The following is a 17,578-nucleotide window of genomic DNA, read 5'->3' on the forward strand; positions in this document are numbered from 1 at the left end:
ACATAAATCCACTAACACAGATAAAAAAGAAACATCAAAGCACTCATAACAAAAGCAACCTCTTTAATTTTATCTAATTTTAAGGATTCAAAACCGTTATCATCAAACCATAGCAGGTTTTCTACTCTTCTTGCAGTGCCACCTTTTGTCCAACTAAAACCTGCAACTACAGGGTTTGGATTTTGACTTTGTGATTTTTTCACTTTCAAAAGCCCACGCCCCAAAGACAAAGGTTCTTTTGTATATAATGAAGCCAGTACATCACAGGCTTCTTCACGTTCTTTCATGTACATTTTTTTTGCCAAAAGAGAAAAAGGACTGAAAAACAGCATATAACTAACTACTGTCATTACTACGTCCCATGTAGTATCTTTTAACTTAATATGAGAAAGTTCGTGAGCAATTACCCCTTTTAGCTCCTTTTCATCCAAAAGTCCTAATAAACTTTCTGAAATATAAATTTCTGGTTTAAAAACTCCACTAGTAAAAGATATAGTTTCTTCTGTGAAAATTATATAAACATCAGGCCTGTTTTTCAGGTTCATCTCAAAGGCTAAATCATCTAAAATACTATGGATTTTATCATCATTATTTAAACTTAATGAAACTTTTCTAGCTTTTTTTATAAAATTAATTCTTTTTTTATAGGCTTTGAAACTCAAGAATAAAGTCATAATAAATATAATAAGCGACAAGGGTACAATCCAGGTAGAGATAAACCCACCCAGCTTACATACAAAGTGAAAAGGAAAAATAAAAGGAAATCCAACTGAGTTATCTGGATTTACATAACCACAAGTACGAAAGAAACTAAAATAAAAAACAGGATACGATATTATTGGTAAAATAATTACCAATAGATATAACCTTCTTAAAACTAAAGAAGAAGGTTTGAAAGCTTTTGACCATAAAGCAACCATCAAAAACAAAATGGCTGAACTCAATATTACATAAGGCATAAGTGAATGGTTTTGGTAAATTAAAATAATCTCTTCCACGTTATCCATCCTTTTTTAATCTTGTTTCTCTCTATCTAAAAGTTTTTCTTCTAGTTTTTTTAGTTTATGTTCGTCTTCATCTTTATATTTTTCAATAAACTTACTAACGGCTACATCTTCAAAATCCTCAAACAATCCATCCATAACTTTACCAACTACATAACTAAGAAGTTCATCTTTCTTCCATATAGATGTATAAATATAAGCATTACCCTCTTTTTGCTGCTTTAACAAGCCTTTTTTGGCAAGTCTTGTCATAACTGTCATCACAGTAGTATAGGCAATCTTTTTGTTAACAGATATATCTTCATAAATTGTCCTAACAGTCACCGGTTCTTTTTCCCATACTTTTTCTAATATCTCTGCTTCTAAGTCTCCCAAAATTTTTCTCAATCCCTTTTCGTGGGGCCTAAAATCCCCTACAGAAATTCCCTTTTCCATGATGGCTGGCCTCCCTCTTTCATATTATATTTTAATTTAAGTATATATCTTTGGTTTACTACTGTCAATCGTAGAATCCATCTGTACTAAAAAGCGCACAAATCAAATGCTCGCTTTTTGTATGCAGTCAAATAATAAAACTTTTTGTGAATAGACTTTTTACAGTAGAAGGAATTTATCATAAAAAAACGAATCTAAATAACGAATCTAAATTAGGTAATAGCACTATCTAAAAACCAAGAATCGGAGGGAAAATTGTGAGGAAAAATTTATCATCTATGCTACTTATCACTCTAGTTCTAACTTTGTTTGTAACACCGTTAATTCTGTCAGGTTGTGGTGATGAACCTGCAGTAGAAGACGAAAAAACAGATGAAAAAGAACAAAAAGAATCTAAAGAACAAGAAGAAAAAGAAACTGATGAAAAAGAACAAGATAAAGAACATGAAAAAGAAAAAGAAGAGGAAATTGAAGAAATAGACTATGAAAAAGTACAGCCAAATGAGCTTGGAGAAATAATGATCCTTATGTATCACGATGTTGGAGATGAACTAGGGGATTGGAAAACTACAAGAGAAGACTTTAGAGATGATATGGAAAGACTTTACGAAAAAGATTATAGGTTAGTTGATCTAATGGACGTTGTTAACGGTGAGATTGATATACCTGCAGGCACTACCCCTGTTGTACTTACTTTTGACGATGGGCATACTGGCCAGTTCGATGTAATAGAAGAAAATGGGGAAAAAATTGTAGACCCTGATAGCGCTGCCGGCATTATTTTAGAACTTAGTGAAGAATACGATGATTTTACAGTAGCAGGTAATTTTTATATTAATTCTTACCCGGAGCCTTTTGGTGATAGAGATAATTTGGGAGAAAAGCTAGAAGTCTTGACAGACCATGGGTTTAGCGTGGGTAATCACGGTTATGCACATGCACGCCTTGATCATCTAGATACTTCTGAAGAAGTTCAAGAAGAGCTAGGTAAAATGCAAAAGAAAGTAAAGGAAGCTTTTGATGGCTACAAGTTTGATAGTCTCGCCCTTGCTTATGGACAGTGGCCTAGCGAAGAGCTTAAAGAGTATGTTTTTTCTGGAGAATATGACGGGGCAACTTATGAACATAAAGCAGTATTAAATGTAGCTTACTTCCCGGAAGTATCTCCTTTTCACGAAGATTTTGACCCATTAGACCTTGAAAGGGTAAAAGCAAATGATGGTGTTGATCAGGAAATGGACAGATGGCTAGATACTTACGAAGAAAGTCCAGAGAGAAGATATATTAGTGATGGAAGAACTGATACAATAGCTATACCAGAAGATAATGAAGACAAGTTAAATGAAGATATAATAGAAGAGTACGAAGTTATAACGTATTAAAAAAGCTTGGGCGAAGGGAGGGTCTCTACGCAGGATTTGGTACTGTCCTCGCCTTTCGCCCACCCTTCTAAGCATTTCCCGCTATTATTATTCTTGCTCAATCTTTTCAATGTGATCCATACTACTTACCGAAATTGAAAAATGACTTTCGCCGTGATCATCTATACTTTTTGTTTCCTCGTTTACTTCAAGCACTCCTTTTATCCTTAAAGGCTCAAAAGTGAAGCGAAGATACTCCCCCTGAGGTAAAAGCACAATCATCACATCCATATAGTCGACTTCTTCTCCCTCACAAAACGGACAACTTTCACTAGGGGTATTAATTAGATAAAAATGATTCTCCCGAAAAGGTGAAATAGGCGACATCCAACCATCAAAAACAACTGTTTCACCATCTAACTCATAAGCTTTATCACTAATAACTCTCTCGCCCTGTTCATTTTCCGACAAATCCTCTATATTCCACACTTCAAATCCGTCATAAAATTTTTCTTCACCACAACCTAAAAATAATGCCATAGCAAAAATACTAGTAAGAACAATTACAAAACCCATTTTGAGTATTTTTTTCACTAATATTACTCTCCCTTTTTATTCTTGGACTATTTTTATTTTCTAGCTATACAAATTACAATTCATAAGCTTAAAGCATATTCTATAAGAAAAGTTGCGCTTTTCGAATCTATTTGTATTATGTCTAACATAATAATAGTTAATTTCCTTTTTGTAAATTGATAAAATATTTTGAATATTATTTAATTTATTAAAATGTTACAAGGTAAGAAGGATTTTCAAGTTCATCATAGAACTTTTAATTTAAAAATGCATTTTAATTTTATTGAGTCAGAATAAATTGTGCTTCGTTTTAGAATTTTTCGCCTTTTTGTGAATAGTATAACTATATACCCTTAAGGAGTCTGGTGATATGAAAGATTTTATTCTTACTACAGTAGCAAGTTACATCATACCATTTATACAGTTATATGGACTTTACTTAACTTTTCATGGTCATGATTCCCCCGGAGGCGGCTTTGCCGGAGGTATTATTATTGGCATGGGCTTTTTGCTTTACTTTATTGCTTTTTCCCCGGATCCTGATAATATCAATCTTCCAGACCTTGGAACAGTAAGCGGTCTTATAGTAATAGCCACACTTTTATCTTTATACTTTTTTGGTGACGGTTTTGAGATAGGGATAGGTTTTAAAGTAGCTCTAGTAATTGTTGGTATTTACTTTACCATCGTAAGGGAGGTCTGATTCATTGGAGGTTATTAACGATCTAATCTATAATTACCCGTATTTTGCATCAATAATTTTGTTTAGCGTTGGCTGTTTTATCATCCTGGCTGAATCAAACCTGATAAAAAAAATAATAGGAATAAACATCATGGAAACTTCTGTGTTCTTATTTTTCATAGCCCTTGGAAACATCAAAGGACACAGTCCACCAGTAATATCACCCTACTTAACAGAAGAAGCAGCAGCACAGCAGTTGTACATTAATCCCCTCCCTTCAGCGCTGGTTCTGACCGGGATAGTTGTAAGTTTGAGTATAACAGCTTTTGCATTAGTAATAGTCGCCAAAATTTATAAGTATTACGGTACCATTGATAGTCACGAAATTTTTGAAATAAGAAGCAGAAAGAAGTGGTGATATGATGATCGAGTTTATGTTTTATAATCCACCAGTAATTGTGTTAGTTATATTAATATTTGCACTTTTAATGCCTCTTTTGGGTAGATACTTGGGACATTTGGCCGGTTATATAGCCGCCCTTGTTGCCGGTTTTTCCTTTATTGTTTCATTAATTTTTGCTTTTATGATCTCCGAAGGGGAAAAAGTAAAATACGTTGTTTTGGACTATTATTCTAGTATTGGTATCGAAGTTGTTTTGGATTCTTTAACCATTTATATGATGGCTGTGATGAGTGGTATTTCCCTTGCCATCTTACTCTATAGTGTGCCTTCTATCAAAAAAGAGGTCCGTGAAAAAGCTATCGGTTGGTATTATACTTTGTACCTTCTGCTGTTGTCTGCAATGTTTGGAATTATAATGACTAATGATCTTTTTAACCTTTATGTTTTTGTTGAAGTTGTAGGGATTAGCGCCTGTGCTCTTGTTATCATAAAAAACGACCGCGCCTCAACAGAGGCAACTTTAAAGTATCTTCTATTAACTGCAATTGGTTCTGGATTTTTGCTTTTTGGCATAGGCCTTACTTATGCCATTACAGGTCATCTAAACTTAGATCACGTTCATTATTCATTGGCTATTTTTAGCTATGATTTTCCATTTCTGATGTGGACAATAATAACATTCTACTTCATAGGTTTTGGTATTAAGGCGGCTTTGATGCCATTTCATGTATGGCTTCCTGATGCTCACTCAAAAGCACCTACAGCGTCAAGTGCAGCACTATCAGGTCTTGTGGTTAAGGCATACATTATTGGTCTTATAAAAGTATATAACGTTTTGATGCAGGCACCATTATTTGACTTCGCCCACATCAAGATAGCCATACTAATACTCGCTTCTATTGCTATGATAGGGGGATCATTTTTTGCTTATGTACAGCATGATCTTAAAAGACGCCTTGCTTACTCTAGCGTGGCCCAAATAGGTTACATTTTCCTTGGGATATCCCTTGGAACAGTTTCTGCTCTTACTGCATCTTTTCTTCATATTCTACATCACGGTGTTGTTAAAGCATGTCTGTTTATGACAGCAGGCTCAATTTATTACCAGACTGAAGAGACAGATGTGAGAAATTTATCAGGGCTTGGGTTTAAAATGCCAATAACTTTCACAGCCTTTACCATTGCTTCGTTATCTATGATCGGTCTCCCATTATTTTCTGGTTTTATTACAAAGTGGTATTTGGCTGTAGGTAGTATTGAAGCAGATAACTATATTTTTGTAATTCTAATTGTTATCAGTGGACTTCTAAATGCTCTTTACTTTTTCCCGATTGTATGGCAGGGCTTTTTTGATCCACCTGCCAAAGATGCTCCAGATTCTGGCTGGAAAATAGATAAAATACCACTACCTATGTTAATAAGTACAGTTGTTTTAGCTATTTTTAGCATATTTATTGGGTTATTCCCTAAATATCCTTTGGCAATTATAACCGATGCAGTCAATAATCTTGATGGATTTCTATTTTATTGAGCAAGGGGGAGAATTTTTTGATGGAGAACTATAAGATCAAAGACTTTTTTGGTTTTTTAACAATTACAATACTTCTTTTAGGCTTTTGGTTTATGCTTGCACCGTATTTTGATTTTTATAATGTTTTTCTTGGTATTTTATTTTCAGCTAGTTTAACCTATATCTGGAGAAAAAATCTATTTAAATCCAAGAAAAAAACAAAATTTGGTTTCAAACAAATTTTCTTATTTGCTTTTTATATTTTTAGCCTAATACTAAACATTGTCAAGGCTAATATAAACGTTGCAAAAATAGTTCTAAGTCCAAAAATGCCTATAGAACCTGGCATCGTTGTAGTAAAGTCTATCCTTCAAAATGATTTATCTAAAGTATTTTACAGTAATTCAATAACCTTAACACCAGGTACCCTTACAGTAGATTCAGATGGAGATAAATTAATCATCCATGCTCTTACAAAAGAAAATGCATACGGTGTATCTGATTGGTATATGGAAAATTTAATGAAGAATATTGAAGAAGGTGAGCCAAAATGATACAGTCACTGTTCGACTTTTCAGGATTAAGTTTAATAGAGTTCTCATTTAGAGGTGCAACACTTGTCATTATTATTACATCTTTTATGGCACTCTACAGAATACTGATCGGACCCAAACGAAGCGATAGAATTTTGGGGGTAAATGTACTTACTAATAATGTAATTGTAATCCTTGTGATCCTGGCATTCTTAACCCAAAATTATACTTTTATTGATGCAGCAACAGTTTATGTGCTATGTGCCTTTATAGGTACTTTAAGTGTTCTTAAATTTTTGGTATACGATCGGGGAAGTTGAGATTTGGTCTTTATAAGTCTTTATGAATTTGGCTTTTATATGAAGGAGGACATTTATTATGAACTTGCTTTTTGAAATTTTTGTTTCACTTTTAATTTGGGCCGGGGCTTTCTTTTTATTCGTAGGTTCACTGGGGCTTATTCGTCTGCCTGATATCTTTACAAGGATGCATGCAACTTCAAAGTGTGACACTCTTGGGTCTGGTCTTGTACTTTTTGCGGTGATTTTGACCATAGGCTACTTTGCCCAGATCACAAAATTAATATTTATCATAGGTTTTATCTGGTCAATAAACCCTGTAATAGCTCACCTAATTGCCAAAATAGAATATATGCGTGATACACCCCTAACACCCGGCAGCTTCATAATGAACTGCTATTCGTCTGATAGAAGCTGTGTAGTTGATACGGTTAAAGAAGGAAGTGATAATGTTGATGCCTGATATTTTGGTAGTTGTCCTTTTATCATTCTTAATAGTGGCAAGTATCTCACTAATATTTATAAAAAATTTAATTTCCTGCATCATTTTATTTGGCGCATACTCACTTGGCATGGCTCTAGTGTGGCAGCAGTTTAATTCTCCTGATATCGCCATCACAGAAGCCGCTGTAGGTATAGCAATGACAGTTCTTATGGTTGCAGTTGCAACCAAAGTGGAGGGTGAGACTGATGACTAGAAGAAAACTTTTTATAATTGCATTAATATTGGTCCTTGGAACTAACCTTTTTATATTTACAATGGCAATAGCGGAGCTTCCCACTTATGGAGATCCGGGCAACCCAACCAATAACCATGTTAGACAACACTATGTAGAAAGAACTGTAGAAGGAGTCGGAGGGGACAATATGGTTGCTAATATTCTCGTTGATTACAGAGCTTATGATACCTTGATAGAAATAATAGTACTTTACTCTGCTATAATTGCTATTTTAGCTACACTAAAGTTTACCACCAATTAACCAGAAAGCGAATGAAGGGATGGGAGATAATGAACTTCAAAAAAATCTTACCCAGTTTAATTACGGCTATAACAGCTATTTTGGTCCTTATTTTGGTTAATAGTGTTTATACTAGTGAAGAATTTCTTCAGTTCACATTAATCGAGATTACTAAAGATCTATCTATATCTTTAAAAATTGATCCTTTAGGAGGATTTTTTGCCTCTCTGGCTTCAGTGCTTTGGTTTTTTACTAGTTTGTATGCAACAGGTTATCTTGCCAAGAAAGAAAGACAATCTACTTTTTTTACATTCTTTCTTCTTTCTCTGGCAGTAACTTTGGGGATATCTTTTTCAGCTAACCTTTTTACTTTTTATCTATTTTATGAACTTTTAACTCTTACTACCTATCCCCTTGTTACCTTTGACAAATCAAAAGAAGCTGAAAGAGCAGGTGTCATTTATCTAATATATAGTTTTGCAGGGGCAGGTTTTGTGCTCTTGGGGATGTTCTTAGTCTATTCAATGACAGGTACCCTTGATTTTCACCACCAGGGAATACTGGCTGCAGGCAGTGGTTCTGATTTCCAATTAATCGCAACTTTTTTTATTTTTATTATAGGGTTTGGTGTCAAAGCCGCAATCATACCACTACATTCATGGCTGCCTCTTGCAATGGCAGCACCGACTCCGGTAAGTGCGCTACTTCACGCTGTAGCAGTTGTTAAGGCAGGTATTTTTGGAATACTTAGGGTCATGTATTCAATTTACAATGTCGATCTGTTGCAGTATTTGAATGTAGGTATCATTCTTTCGATAATAGCTTCATTTACGATAATAATTGCATCAATTATTGCGATGAAGCAGGATGTTCTAAAAAGACGCCTTGCCTACTCAACAATAAGTCAGCTTGGATATATCACCCTCGGTGCTGGGATGGTTAATTTTGCCGGCTTCTCAGGTGGGGTGATTCATATATTTAACCATGCGTTACTTAAGATCACCCTGTTTTTTTGTGCAGGGATAATAATAAAAATGACAGGCAAGAAAAAAATCAGTGAACTAAAAGGAGTAGGAAAACAACTCCCATTAACCATGACAGCTTTTACTCTTGCAAGTATTGGTATGATAGGAATACTACCACTTAATGGTTTTATATCGAAGTGGTATCTCGTAGAGGGAAGTTTAAATATTGGTGCACCTGTTTTCTTTGGGGTATTAATGCTTAGCAGTTTCCTAAATGCTTGCTACTTCTTCCCAATTATATCACAAGCTTTTTTCAAAGAAGGGGTATTTGAAAAAAGCAAAAACCTTGAAGCTCCAGCTGCAATGCTTGGACCAACGTTAGTTCTAGCTCTTGCCTGCCTGTTTTTTGGCATATACTTAGACTTTAGTGTGCCACTAGTCCAAACTGTAGCATCTTATTTCATCTCTTCTTAAGGGGGGAAACATTATGTATGAACCAGATACAATTATTCAAATGCCCTGGCCCTTTTTGGCAGTAATAATACCATTAATAGGTGGTTTGATCATACTTGTCAAAAGAAACATTTCTATAACAGTTATGAACACTATGTTATTTGTCTTTTCTTTTTTACCGCTTTTATTTACTATTTTGATGTTTAATACAATTACTAAGACAAAAGTATATTACTTTAGTATGGATATAGTATCTCCTTTCAATCTAACTTTTCAGGTTGATGGGCTTGGGTTCTTGATAGCTCTTGTTTCAGCTTTTGTCTGGTTTAGTGCAACGGTGTATTCTTTTTCCTATATGGAAAAGTACAAAGATAAAAGCCGTTTTTACGGCTATCTATTATTAACCCTCAGTGGGACCATAGGAGTAGCCCTGGCAGGAGATTTCTTAACGCTGCTATTATTCTTTGAGATTATGACCCTGGCATCTTACGTCCTTGTGGTACACAGTCAGTCCGAAGAAGCTTACGATGCAGGTAATATATATTTATATATGGGTATTTTTGGAGGCTTAAGTGTATTTGCCGGTTGTGGTCTTTTATACTATCTTTCCGGTTCAGTTGATTTCGTAGAAGCATCCCAGGGGTTAATTGAGGTAGGAGAGCCTGGACTTAGATACCTTGTCGTTATACTTTTTAGTATTGGTTTTGGGATAAAAGCCGGTATGATGCCAGTTCATATCTGGCTTCCAAAAGCCCACCCTGTAGCACCTGCCCCTGCAAGCGCTTTGCTATCAGGTATAATGATCAAAGCAGGTGCTTATGGAATAATCCGTACATTAAGTCTTTTTGCTCCTCCTGGTGGAATTGATATTGAATCACTGGGTGTTCTCTCCCCTGACATAATTTGGCAGTATTTTAGCAATATGGGCTATGTATTAATCTGGATTGGTGTAGTAACTATGTTTATGGGGGTTAGTATTGCTTTGCTCCAGGGAAATGCCAAAAGGATGCTGGCATGTCATAGTATAAGTCAGATGGGTTACATCTTAATGGGAATTGGAGCTGCAGCCTATCTTGGAAATGAAGGCGGAATGGGCCTTTCAGGCTCAATATATCATATCATCAACCACGCCCTCTTTAAATCGCTATTATTTTTATCAGTAGGCATGGTGTATTTAAAGACAAAAGAAGTAAATATGTATAACCTTGGAGGTCTTTGGAGGAATTTACCTTTTACAGCTCTGTTTTGTCTAATAGCTGCCCTTGGAATAGCAGGCTTTCCAGGGCTTAATGGTTATGCAAGTAAAACATTGCTGCACCATGCTATAGAAGATTCAGCTATTTATGGAGCTCATTACACCTCTCTAATGACAGCAGAAAAAATATTTGTAGTAACAAGTTGTGGCACAGTTGCATCTTTTATCAAGTTAATGCACATGACCTTTTTTGGCAAAAGGCCTGACGATCTAAAAGAAGTAAAAGGTGAATCACTAGCAGCTAAACTTTCTATGGGTTTTTTAGCCCTTTCTATAATAGCACTAGGAGTCTTCCCCCATGCTTTTATCGGAAAGGTCCTTGTTCCAACCCTTAGCTATTTTAATATGGAAGCTGATCACCTTGAGTACCTGGCAGACACTAATGTTTTTATTGCACCTGATCTGATTAATATTCTAATAGCTTTTGCTGGTGGAACAGCTATCTATATAACTGGCAAAAAAACAGGACTATTCAAAAAGAAGCTACCCGAGTGGCTTGGAAGCGAATTTTACTTTGGTAAGTTTAATAAATTTAGCGACTCGGCCTGGACAGTGGCAATTACAGCTTTAGAAGCAATTTTGAGACCAATCAAAACTTTAGCACAAAAAATATATAGTTTTGGCTTTAACTCTCTTATGAAATTAGATTACAGACCAGGCGATGCTAATACTTACCAAACAATAAGCTTTGCAAACTTAGATTTTGATCTCTTAATAGTGATAATCATGTTATCTGCTGTTTTATCTCTAGCGTTTTATATTCAGTTTTTTATTTAGATTCAAAAAGTGATTCTGGGTGCAAAAAGTATATTCACATAAGTATGGTGTTTTTAATTGATACATCTAAAAACAAAACTCTGTTCATATGACTTTTTGCACCCAGAATCAAAATTCTAATGGTAGCAGGCAGCTGCGCTTAAGACCACCAACAACGAATCTATAACAAGCCTTATAAAAAAAGGATAGGCTCCCCCGATAATATCATCAGGGAAAACCTATCCTTAGAAGAGAATGAGTAAGCTACTTTTCAAGATCCTTCCCAATTTCATCTAAGGGCTTTTCTTTTCTTGCAATGCCACTCTCCATAGCAGCCTTGGCTGCTGCCTTGGCAACTGCAGGAGCTACCCTCTTATCTAGCGCATTTGGGATAACATAATCTTCTTTAAGATCTGATTCATCAACAAGTTCAGCTATTGCATATGCTGCAGCGATTTTCATATCTTCATTTATGTCAGTAGACTGTACATCAAGAGCACCCCTCATAATTCCTGGGAATGCAAGTACATTGTTTATCTGATTTGGGAAATCACTTCTACCGGTACCTACAATTCTTGCCCCAGCTTCTTTAGCTTCATCAGGGAAAATCTCAGGTACAGGGTTTGCCATTGCAAAAATCATAGCATCGTCATTCATGGACGAAACCATATCCTTAGTTACAGAACCTGCAACACTAACACCTAAGAAAGCATCTGCTCCCTTCATTGCATCAGCAAGTGTGCCTTTAACCATATCTTTGTTAGTCTTTTCTGCTAGCTCTTCTTTAGCCCAGTTCATTCCTTCTTTTCTGCCTTTGTATATAGGTCCTTTTGAATCACAAAGGATCAGGTTTTTCACATTCATATCAAGAAGTATCTTTGCAACAGCTACTCCACCTGCTCCTGCTCCATTAACAACTACATTCAAATCTTCAACTTTTTTGCCAAGTACTTTCACAGCATTTATCACTGCTGCTGCTGCAACTATGGCTGTTCCATGCTGATCATCGTGGAATATAGCAAGCTCAGTCTGCTCTTTTAGCTTTCTCTCAACTTCAAAACATACAGGAGCCGTTATGTCCTCTAAGTTAATTCCGCCCCAGGTTGATTCAGTTAAAGTTACTGCCTTTACTATTTCGTCCGCATCCTGACTATCAACACAAATAGGGAAAGCATCAACATCAGCAAATTCTTTAAATAATACTGCCTTACCTTCCATAACTGGCATAGCAGCTTTGGGCCCTATGTTGCCTAGCCCTAGCACAGCAGACCCATCGGTTACAACTGCAACAAGATTTCCTCTTGCAGTGTATTCCCATACATCCTCACTGTTCTCGTGAATTTTCTTGCATGGTTCAGCAACTCCCGGCGTATAAGCAAGGCTCATATCATCAGCTGACTTGAGCGGCACCTTGCTTACCACTTCGATTTTCCCTTTGTTCTTCCTGTGTAACTCCAAAGCTTTTTCTTTAACATCCATAAAAAATCCCTCCCAAATATTTAAAATTTGTAATGATGCCTTTACTCACAATAAAAATTCACCTTAAAAGGCCAATAGCATACTAAGTACATCAGTTAAGGAAAAGTTTAGATTTAATATAATTTTCTAAAAAGTTAAAATTTTAACTAATTATGCCTGAATAAAACAACTATATTAAGTTTTTTGTTGCTTTATCCTAAAAAAATAGAATACAAATATTCTTTTTATTGTATTCTATTTAGTATATTTCTATTAATTTTTTAAAATCCCTTCCACGATTAAGTGAAAATAATACCTTTTTCTTTAAGCGTGTTTAGTGATTCTACCAATATAACTGTTCCAAATACTTTGAATACATCTCCAATTAAGTACGGTACCACACCTGCCATAATAGCTTCATTCAAACCAAGCTCTAATACAAACATCAACCATAACACTCCAAAAAAGTATACTACAAAGATTCCACCTGTAATTATTGACAAAGTTGAAGATATGATACTGTTACACCTTTCGTTTAGTAATTGATATATCAAACCAATCACATAACTCCCCACAACAAATCCTACCAAATAGCCACCGCTTTCTCCAAACAAAACAGCAGGACCACTTCTAAAGCCAGCAAAAATAGGAAGGCCAACAACACCTAGGAAAATATAGACCAGCTGACTCATAGCAGCTTTTTTGGGTCCAAGTAAAACTCCGGCTAGCATAGGGCTTACAGTTTGGGCGGTAACTGGCACGGGACTAAATGGAATAGGAATATAAATGAAAGATAATACCCCCGTAAGAGCAGCAAAAAGCGCCATTAATACTAAGTCTTTGATAGTATAATTTTTCATCCCTTGTCCTTCCGTCATTATTATATCACCTCTTTAATTATTAAAATAATATTTCCTATCAGCCTTTGTTAACCTCATATTTTTTCTTGGTTAACGGTCTTTTCAATATTTCTACAAAATATTTTTTTCCCCTTCCTTTGTTTATGTTAAAATTAAAAAAAAATAAGAATTTTTTTGGGGGGAGATGATATCATGACAGGAATTATAATTGGTATAATCGTTATTATAGCTGTAGTTTATTTAATTAATAAAAGAACTAATATATTTAAAGGTCCAGGTGGTGCTTTACCAGGTACCAAGAAAAATTTGAGAGAGCAGTGTAGAGCACTTCTAAAAATGCCTCCTGATGAAGCAGATAAAGTTATAGATAGATTAATCGAAAGGCAAAAAGAAAAAAATCCTGGCCAATCAGAAGAATGGTATCTAGACAAAATTCTGTTTGATTTAGAAAAAGATAAACATAGATAAATATATACATAAAAAAGCCCTTATTAACCGGGCTTTTTTTATGTACTCATTTTAACAACATATATTTCAACGTTGTAAATCTTTTTCTAAATTAATAGTTATCTTCTACCTTCCATTCTTTCCATACCTTTCCTGCTAAGTCTGGACGGGGTTTTAAAGTCTTTTTGCCAGGTTCCCAACCTGAAGGAGTTACTTCCCCTGTTTTTTCTATATGTTGATATGCTTTTACTTGACGAAGTAGTTCTGAAACGTTTCGACCAACTTCTGGTGTCAAAACCTCCATTGCCCTAAGTTTACCTTCTGGATTTATGAGAAAACGACCTCTTATATTCACTCCACCTTCTTCACTATATACCCCATACGCACGTCCGATTTTGCCATTGGAATCAGACATCATAGGAAAAGGAATCCCACCTTCAACCATCTTAGATAGTTCCACTTCCTGCCAAATCTTATGGCTGAAGTTACTATCAGTACTAATAGCTACAACATCTACCCCTAATTCTTGCAGTTCATCATACTTAGCAGCAACTGCTGCTATCTCTGTTGGTCATACAAATGTAAAATCACCAGGATAAAAACAAAGAACCAACCATTTTCCTTCATAATCAGACATTTTAACAGTTTTAATCTCATTTTTCACTAAAGCTTTCCCTTCAAATTCAGGTGCTTTCTTACCCACAACAGCGCTCATATTGTATTCCTCCTTTAGAATTCTCTAATAGTTATTATTCGTTATTATTTTCAAATTTCCTTTTATTATTTAAAATTTGTTTTAACAATTAGGAGTGTTTTAATTTAGAAGTGATTAGATGAATACTTTTAATTTTTTATTTGTGAAATAATTATCAAACAAGTTGCTTTCATTATTAGTTATTTTTAGTTAATTATTGAAACTTTCTCTCCTGCGTGGTATAATATCTTAGGATTAAAAACAATAAAATATGAGGGGGAAGACAGGTGAAAAAATTTTTACTTATTATCGGGCTTGTTTTAGTTGTAACTTTCACAATTTTGGGTTGTGAGCAAGGAGATGTTGACACACCAGTAGCAGACCCGCCAGAAACTATGGATGGTACATTTGTAGGTTATTCAGAGGAGAGTAGAGGGTTTACAAAAGCAGAAGTAGTTATTGAAGACAGCAAAATAGTAGGAGTAACATTAAAAGAATTTGATAATAGAGGATTAGTTAAAGATGTTGACTTTGAGTATTTGAATGAAGGCCGTATTGAAAGTTGGGGAGAGCGCGTAGATAATTCAGAAGAGTTTTTCGAAGAATTCGAAAGTCATGCGGCAATGACTGAAGAATTAGAAAGAAGGTTCGTCGAAACAAATGCAGCTGACATTGACGGAATTACTGGGGCCACAAGTACATCTGATCAAGCTATTGAAGCTGTTGAGATGGCTTTAGCAAAAGCAGAGGGCGAGACCTTATTTGACGGCAGATTTATGGGTATTTCTGATGACGACTCAAGAAGTTGGGGAATAGCAATTGTTGAAGTAGAAGATGGAAATATAGTAGACGTTGAGCTAGAAGAAGTTGCAAAAGATGACCCGTATGGTTTAAAAAGAGATTCAGACCTTAAAGACGAAGAATACAGTTATGAAGAATTCCATGAAGCAAAAGAAGAAATGCCAGGAAGATTTGTAGGTGCTAATGGGCCTGAAGTAGACATTTATACAGGTGCCACGGGAAGCTCAGAACAGTGGAAACAAGCAGTAGCAAGAGCTCTTGCAAAAGCCGGGGTATATGAAAGAACAGTAGGAGCCTCAGAGGAAAGCAGAGGATTTACTAAAGCAGATATAATACTTGATGGTGACGAATTTGTAAACATTGGTTTAACAGAATACACTAATGACGGCCTAAGAAAAGATGTAGACTTTGAATATTTAGATGAAGGCCGCATCGAAAGCTGGAGCGAGCGTATAGATGTTGATTTATTCGAAGAATATGATAGCCACGGGGCAATGGTTTCAGAACTAGAGAATAGATTCTTGGAATCAAGCTCTAGTGATGTAGATGGTATAACAGGCGCAACTAGCACATCAGACCAGGCGAAAGAAGCGGTAGCAAATGCCCTTTCTGAAGGGCCTTTTGATGGAATTTTCATGGGAATTTCCCCAATAAATATGAGAGATACCTGGGGAATTGCTATTGTAACCTTTGAAGATAGCAATATAGTAGAAGTTGAGTTAAATGAAGCAAGATTAGATAATGAAGGCGAAGTAGAAGTAAAAGATGAAGACTATGATTGGGATGAATTCCATGAAGCAAAAGAAGAAATGCCAGAAAGATTTATAAATGCTAATGGGTCAGAAGTTGATATCTATACTGGTGCTACAGGTAGTTCTAATCTTTGGATGGCTGCTGTAAGAGACGCTATGAATAACGCAAAGATAGAAGCAAAAGTTTCTGAGATACCACAAGAAATTGAAGAAACTGAAGAAGAAGCTGAAGAAGTTACTGACGAAGAAAGCTTCACCGGCTCTGGAGAAGGTTTCAAAAGCACAATAGAAGTTAAAGTTACTATGGTTGGAGATGAAATTGTGAACGTTGAAGTATTAAACCAGGATGAAACACCTTCATATTGGGAAGATGGTGTGAAAACTGTAGATGACATTCTTGAGGCAGGAAGCACTGATGTAGATACGGAAACTGGAGCAACAGCCTCAAGCGAAGGTATTGTAGAAGCTGTTAATGATGCTGTAGGGCATATCATTAACTAAGTCAAAAAAAGAGAGATCAAAAAAAGAGGCCATTTTAGGCCTCTTTTATATTTTTTATTTCAATTTATTTGCTATAGCTTTTCTATCTTCATAAGTATAAAAATACTCAAAACCAGTTTCCAAAAGTAATTCATGAGCATGCTGAATTTTATCTCCTATCTCTTCTTCACTATGAGCATCAGAACCTATGGTGATAACCTCTCCGCCTAGCTCTTTATATCTTTCCAAAACTTCAAAAGATGGTAAAGGCGTCAATAAGCCGTATCTGTAGCCTGATGTATTTAGCTCGATACCCTTCCCTTTATCGATTATTAGTCTTAATATATCATCGATCATGGGTTTAAGTTCATAAGTAAAAATTATATCATTTTTCCCTTTAAATCTTTTTATATAACGCCTCATTAGATCAAGATGACCAAGGCAGTCAAAGTTATCATAATTCTCTAGGCAGTAGTACATTTCTTCTAAATATAGTTTGTATGCTTTTTCGGCAGATATCGACTTATGAAAACCCCAGTCATTTACCTCTACTCCATTCACCTCGTGCAAAGATGCCAGCACAAAATCATAGGAGTGAGCCTTGATATATTCTTTACTTGCATTCAAGGTGCTTCTAGACAAACCAAGCTCTACTCCTATTTTAATCTTAGGGCAATCTTTTTTCATAGAAACTTCCTTGATCTCTTCAAAATACTTTTTAGTATATTCTTTGAGAGACTCTATACTACCGCCATCTAAATCATCTGGCTCCAAATGATCTGTTATACAAATTTCCTTAATGTTTTTCTTTTTTGCTTCTTCTATCAATTCCCTAATATCCATATTAGAATCATCCGAGAATTTGGTATGGACGTGATAATCCACTAGATTAGT

At 35.5% G+C, this 17,578-nt stretch carries 20 protein-coding genes; 13 read left to right on the top strand and 7 right to left on the bottom strand.

Annotated features, from left to right (window positions below; translation table 11 throughout):
- Positions 1-11: 11 nt before the first annotated feature.
- Complete coding sequence (locus ACONDI_RS10895) at positions 12-998, bottom strand: M56 family metallopeptidase (protein ID WP_241078577.1); 987 nt, start codon at positions 996-998, stop codon at positions 12-14.
- Positions 999-1,013: 15 nt separating this feature from the next.
- On the bottom strand, positions 1,014-1,439 hold the full coding sequence (locus tag ACONDI_RS10900) for a BlaI/MecI/CopY family transcriptional regulator (protein ID WP_241078578.1): 426 nt from the start codon (positions 1,437-1,439) through the stop codon (positions 1,014-1,016).
- A 257-nt stretch (positions 1,440-1,696) separates the two neighbouring features.
- Between ACONDI_RS10900 and ACONDI_RS10905 the strand changes: the two genes are divergently transcribed.
- Positions 1,697-2,821 (top strand): polysaccharide deacetylase family protein, encoded by a 1,125-nt coding sequence (locus ACONDI_RS10905; protein ID WP_241078579.1) that lies wholly within the window; start codon positions 1,697-1,699, stop codon positions 2,819-2,821.
- Positions 2,822-2,908: 87 nt separating this feature from the next.
- Here the strand turns inward: ACONDI_RS10905 and ACONDI_RS10910 are convergent, their stop codons facing one another.
- Positions 2,909-3,394 carry a hypothetical protein gene (locus ACONDI_RS10910; protein ID WP_241078580.1) on the bottom strand — a complete coding sequence of 162 codons (486 nt, stop codon included), beginning with the start codon at positions 3,392-3,394 and terminating at the stop codon, positions 2,909-2,911.
- A gap of 352 nt (positions 3,395-3,746) precedes the next feature.
- On the opposite strand from ACONDI_RS10910, the gene ACONDI_RS10915 reads away from it, so the two are divergent.
- From ACONDI_RS10915 to ACONDI_RS10960, 10 genes are read left to right on the top strand one after another with little or no spacing between them, the layout of a single operon-like run.
- Positions 3,747-4,079 carry an MnhB domain-containing protein gene (locus ACONDI_RS10915; RefSeq protein WP_241078581.1) on the top strand — a complete coding sequence of 111 codons (333 nt, stop codon included), beginning with the start codon at positions 3,747-3,749 and terminating at the stop codon, positions 4,077-4,079.
- Positions 4,080-4,083: 4 nt separating this feature from the next.
- Positions 4,084-4,476, top strand: a complete 393-nt coding sequence (locus ACONDI_RS10920) for a sodium:proton antiporter (RefSeq protein WP_241078582.1) — start codon at positions 4,084-4,086, stop codon at positions 4,474-4,476.
- A 1-nt stretch (position 4,477) separates the two neighbouring features.
- Entirely contained in the window at positions 4,478-5,992 is a 1,515-nt protein-coding gene (locus ACONDI_RS10925; protein WP_241078583.1) for a complex I subunit 5 family protein, read from the top strand.
- A 20-nt stretch (positions 5,993-6,012) separates the two neighbouring features.
- The gene (locus tag ACONDI_RS10930) at positions 6,013-6,525 is read left to right on the top strand and encodes a Na+/H+ antiporter subunit E (RefSeq protein ID WP_241080951.1); all 513 of its coding nucleotides are present in this window, start codon (positions 6,013-6,015) and stop codon (positions 6,523-6,525) included.
- Positions 6,522-6,824: a monovalent cation/H+ antiporter complex subunit F gene (locus tag ACONDI_RS10935; protein WP_241078584.1), complete on the top strand. Its 303-nt coding sequence runs from the start codon at positions 6,522-6,524 to the stop codon at positions 6,822-6,824. Before ACONDI_RS10930 ends, ACONDI_RS10935 begins: the two co-directional genes overlap by 4 nt.
- A gap of 58 nt (positions 6,825-6,882) precedes the next feature.
- On the top strand, positions 6,883-7,266 hold the full coding sequence (mnhG, locus tag ACONDI_RS10940; RefSeq protein ID WP_241078585.1) for a monovalent cation/H(+) antiporter subunit G: 384 nt from the start codon (positions 6,883-6,885) through the stop codon (positions 7,264-7,266).
- On the top strand, positions 7,253-7,501 hold the full coding sequence (locus tag ACONDI_RS10945) for a hydrogenase subunit MbhD domain-containing protein (protein ID WP_241078586.1): 249 nt from the start codon (positions 7,253-7,255) through the stop codon (positions 7,499-7,501). The genes mnhG and ACONDI_RS10945 overlap by 14 nt, the downstream gene beginning before the upstream one ends.
- Positions 7,494-7,784, top strand: coding sequence for a hydrogen gas-evolving membrane-bound hydrogenase subunit E (gene mbhE, locus ACONDI_RS10950; RefSeq protein ID WP_241078587.1), 291 nt, complete (start codon positions 7,494-7,496; stop codon positions 7,782-7,784). Before ACONDI_RS10945 ends, mbhE begins: the two co-directional genes overlap by 8 nt.
- Before the next feature lie 29 nt (positions 7,785-7,813).
- Positions 7,814-9,202, top strand: coding sequence for a proton-conducting transporter transmembrane domain-containing protein (locus ACONDI_RS10955; protein ID WP_241078588.1), 1,389 nt, complete (start codon positions 7,814-7,816; stop codon positions 9,200-9,202).
- 13 nt (positions 9,203-9,215) lie between these two features.
- Positions 9,216-11,213, top strand: a complete 1,998-nt coding sequence (locus ACONDI_RS10960; RefSeq protein WP_241078589.1) for a complex I subunit 5 family protein — start codon at positions 9,216-9,218, stop codon at positions 11,211-11,213.
- A 243-nt stretch (positions 11,214-11,456) separates the two neighbouring features.
- On the opposite strand, the gene ACONDI_RS10965 is transcribed toward ACONDI_RS10960, so the two are convergent.
- Together ACONDI_RS10965 and ACONDI_RS10970 are read right to left on the bottom strand one after the other, a co-directional pair.
- Positions 11,457-12,671, bottom strand: coding sequence for an NAD(P)-dependent malic enzyme (locus ACONDI_RS10965; protein WP_241078590.1), 1,215 nt, complete (start codon positions 12,669-12,671; stop codon positions 11,457-11,459).
- A gap of 278 nt (positions 12,672-12,949) precedes the next feature.
- On the bottom strand, positions 12,950-13,528 hold the full coding sequence (locus tag ACONDI_RS10970) for a biotin transporter BioY (RefSeq protein ID WP_241078591.1): 579 nt from the start codon (positions 13,526-13,528) through the stop codon (positions 12,950-12,952).
- A 174-nt stretch (positions 13,529-13,702) separates the two neighbouring features.
- Between ACONDI_RS10970 and ACONDI_RS10975 the strand changes: the two genes are divergently transcribed.
- On the top strand, positions 13,703-13,978 hold the full coding sequence (locus ACONDI_RS10975) for a hypothetical protein (RefSeq protein WP_241078592.1): 276 nt from the start codon (positions 13,703-13,705) through the stop codon (positions 13,976-13,978).
- Between the two features lie 91 nt (positions 13,979-14,069).
- On the opposite strand, the gene prxU is transcribed toward ACONDI_RS10975, so the two are convergent.
- Positions 14,070-14,672 (bottom strand): thioredoxin-dependent peroxiredoxin, encoded by a 603-nt coding sequence (gene prxU / locus ACONDI_RS10980; RefSeq protein WP_277397767.1) that lies wholly within the window; start codon positions 14,670-14,672, stop codon positions 14,070-14,072.
- Between the two features lie 266 nt (positions 14,673-14,938).
- Between prxU and ACONDI_RS10990 the strand changes: the two genes are divergently transcribed.
- Complete coding sequence (locus tag ACONDI_RS10990; protein WP_241078593.1) at positions 14,939-16,705, top strand: FMN-binding protein; 1,767 nt, start codon at positions 14,939-14,941, stop codon at positions 16,703-16,705.
- Positions 16,706-16,759: 54 nt separating this feature from the next.
- Here the strand turns inward: ACONDI_RS10990 and ACONDI_RS10995 are convergent, their stop codons facing one another.
- Entirely contained in the window at positions 16,760-17,569 is an 810-nt protein-coding gene (locus ACONDI_RS10995; protein WP_277397768.1) for a histidinol-phosphatase HisJ family protein, read from the bottom strand.
- Between the last annotated feature and the right edge of the window lie 9 nt (positions 17,570-17,578).

The organism is Natranaerofaba carboxydovora (assembly GCF_022539405.1).
In the GTDB taxonomy this organism is placed as follows: Bacteria; Bacillota; Natranaerobiia; order Natranaerobiales; family Natranaerofabaceae; genus Natranaerofaba; species Natranaerofaba carboxydovora.

Bases quoted from the DNA above. Each gene is read 5' to 3' on its own strand.
- ACONDI_RS10945 (WP_241078586.1), top strand. From the start codon at position 7,253: ATGTTGATGCCTGATATTTTGGTAGTTGTCCTTTTATCATTCTTAATA.
- ACONDI_RS10960 (WP_241078589.1), top strand. From the start codon at position 9,216: ATGTATGAACCAGATACAATTATTCAAATGCCCTGGCCCTTTTTGGCA.
- ACONDI_RS10975 (WP_241078592.1), top strand. From the start codon at position 13,703: ATGACAGGAATTATAATTGGTATAATCGTTATTATAGCTGTAGTTTAT.
- ACONDI_RS10930 (WP_241080951.1), top strand. From the start codon at position 6,013: ATGGAGAACTATAAGATCAAAGACTTTTTTGGTTTTTTAACAATTACA.
- mnhG (WP_241078585.1), top strand. From the start codon at position 6,883: ATGAACTTGCTTTTTGAAATTTTTGTTTCACTTTTAATTTGGGCCGGG.
- ACONDI_RS10925 (WP_241078583.1), top strand. From the start codon at position 4,478: ATGATGATCGAGTTTATGTTTTATAATCCACCAGTAATTGTGTTAGTT.
- ACONDI_RS10955 (WP_241078588.1), top strand. From the start codon at position 7,814: ATGAACTTCAAAAAAATCTTACCCAGTTTAATTACGGCTATAACAGCT.
- ACONDI_RS10915 (WP_241078581.1), top strand. From the start codon at position 3,747: ATGAAAGATTTTATTCTTACTACAGTAGCAAGTTACATCATACCATTT.
- ACONDI_RS10970 (WP_241078591.1), bottom strand. From the start codon at position 13,528: ATGACGGAAGGACAAGGGATGAAAAATTATACTATCAAAGACTTAGTA.
- ACONDI_RS10935 (WP_241078584.1), top strand. From the start codon at position 6,522: ATGATACAGTCACTGTTCGACTTTTCAGGATTAAGTTTAATAGAGTTC.
- mbhE (WP_241078587.1), top strand. From the start codon at position 7,494: ATGACTAGAAGAAAACTTTTTATAATTGCATTAATATTGGTCCTTGGA.
- ACONDI_RS10900 (WP_241078578.1), bottom strand. From the start codon at position 1,439: ATGGAAAAGGGAATTTCTGTAGGGGATTTTAGGCCCCACGAAAAGGGA.
- ACONDI_RS10965 (WP_241078590.1), bottom strand. From the start codon at position 12,671: ATGGATGTTAAAGAAAAAGCTTTGGAGTTACACAGGAAGAACAAAGGG.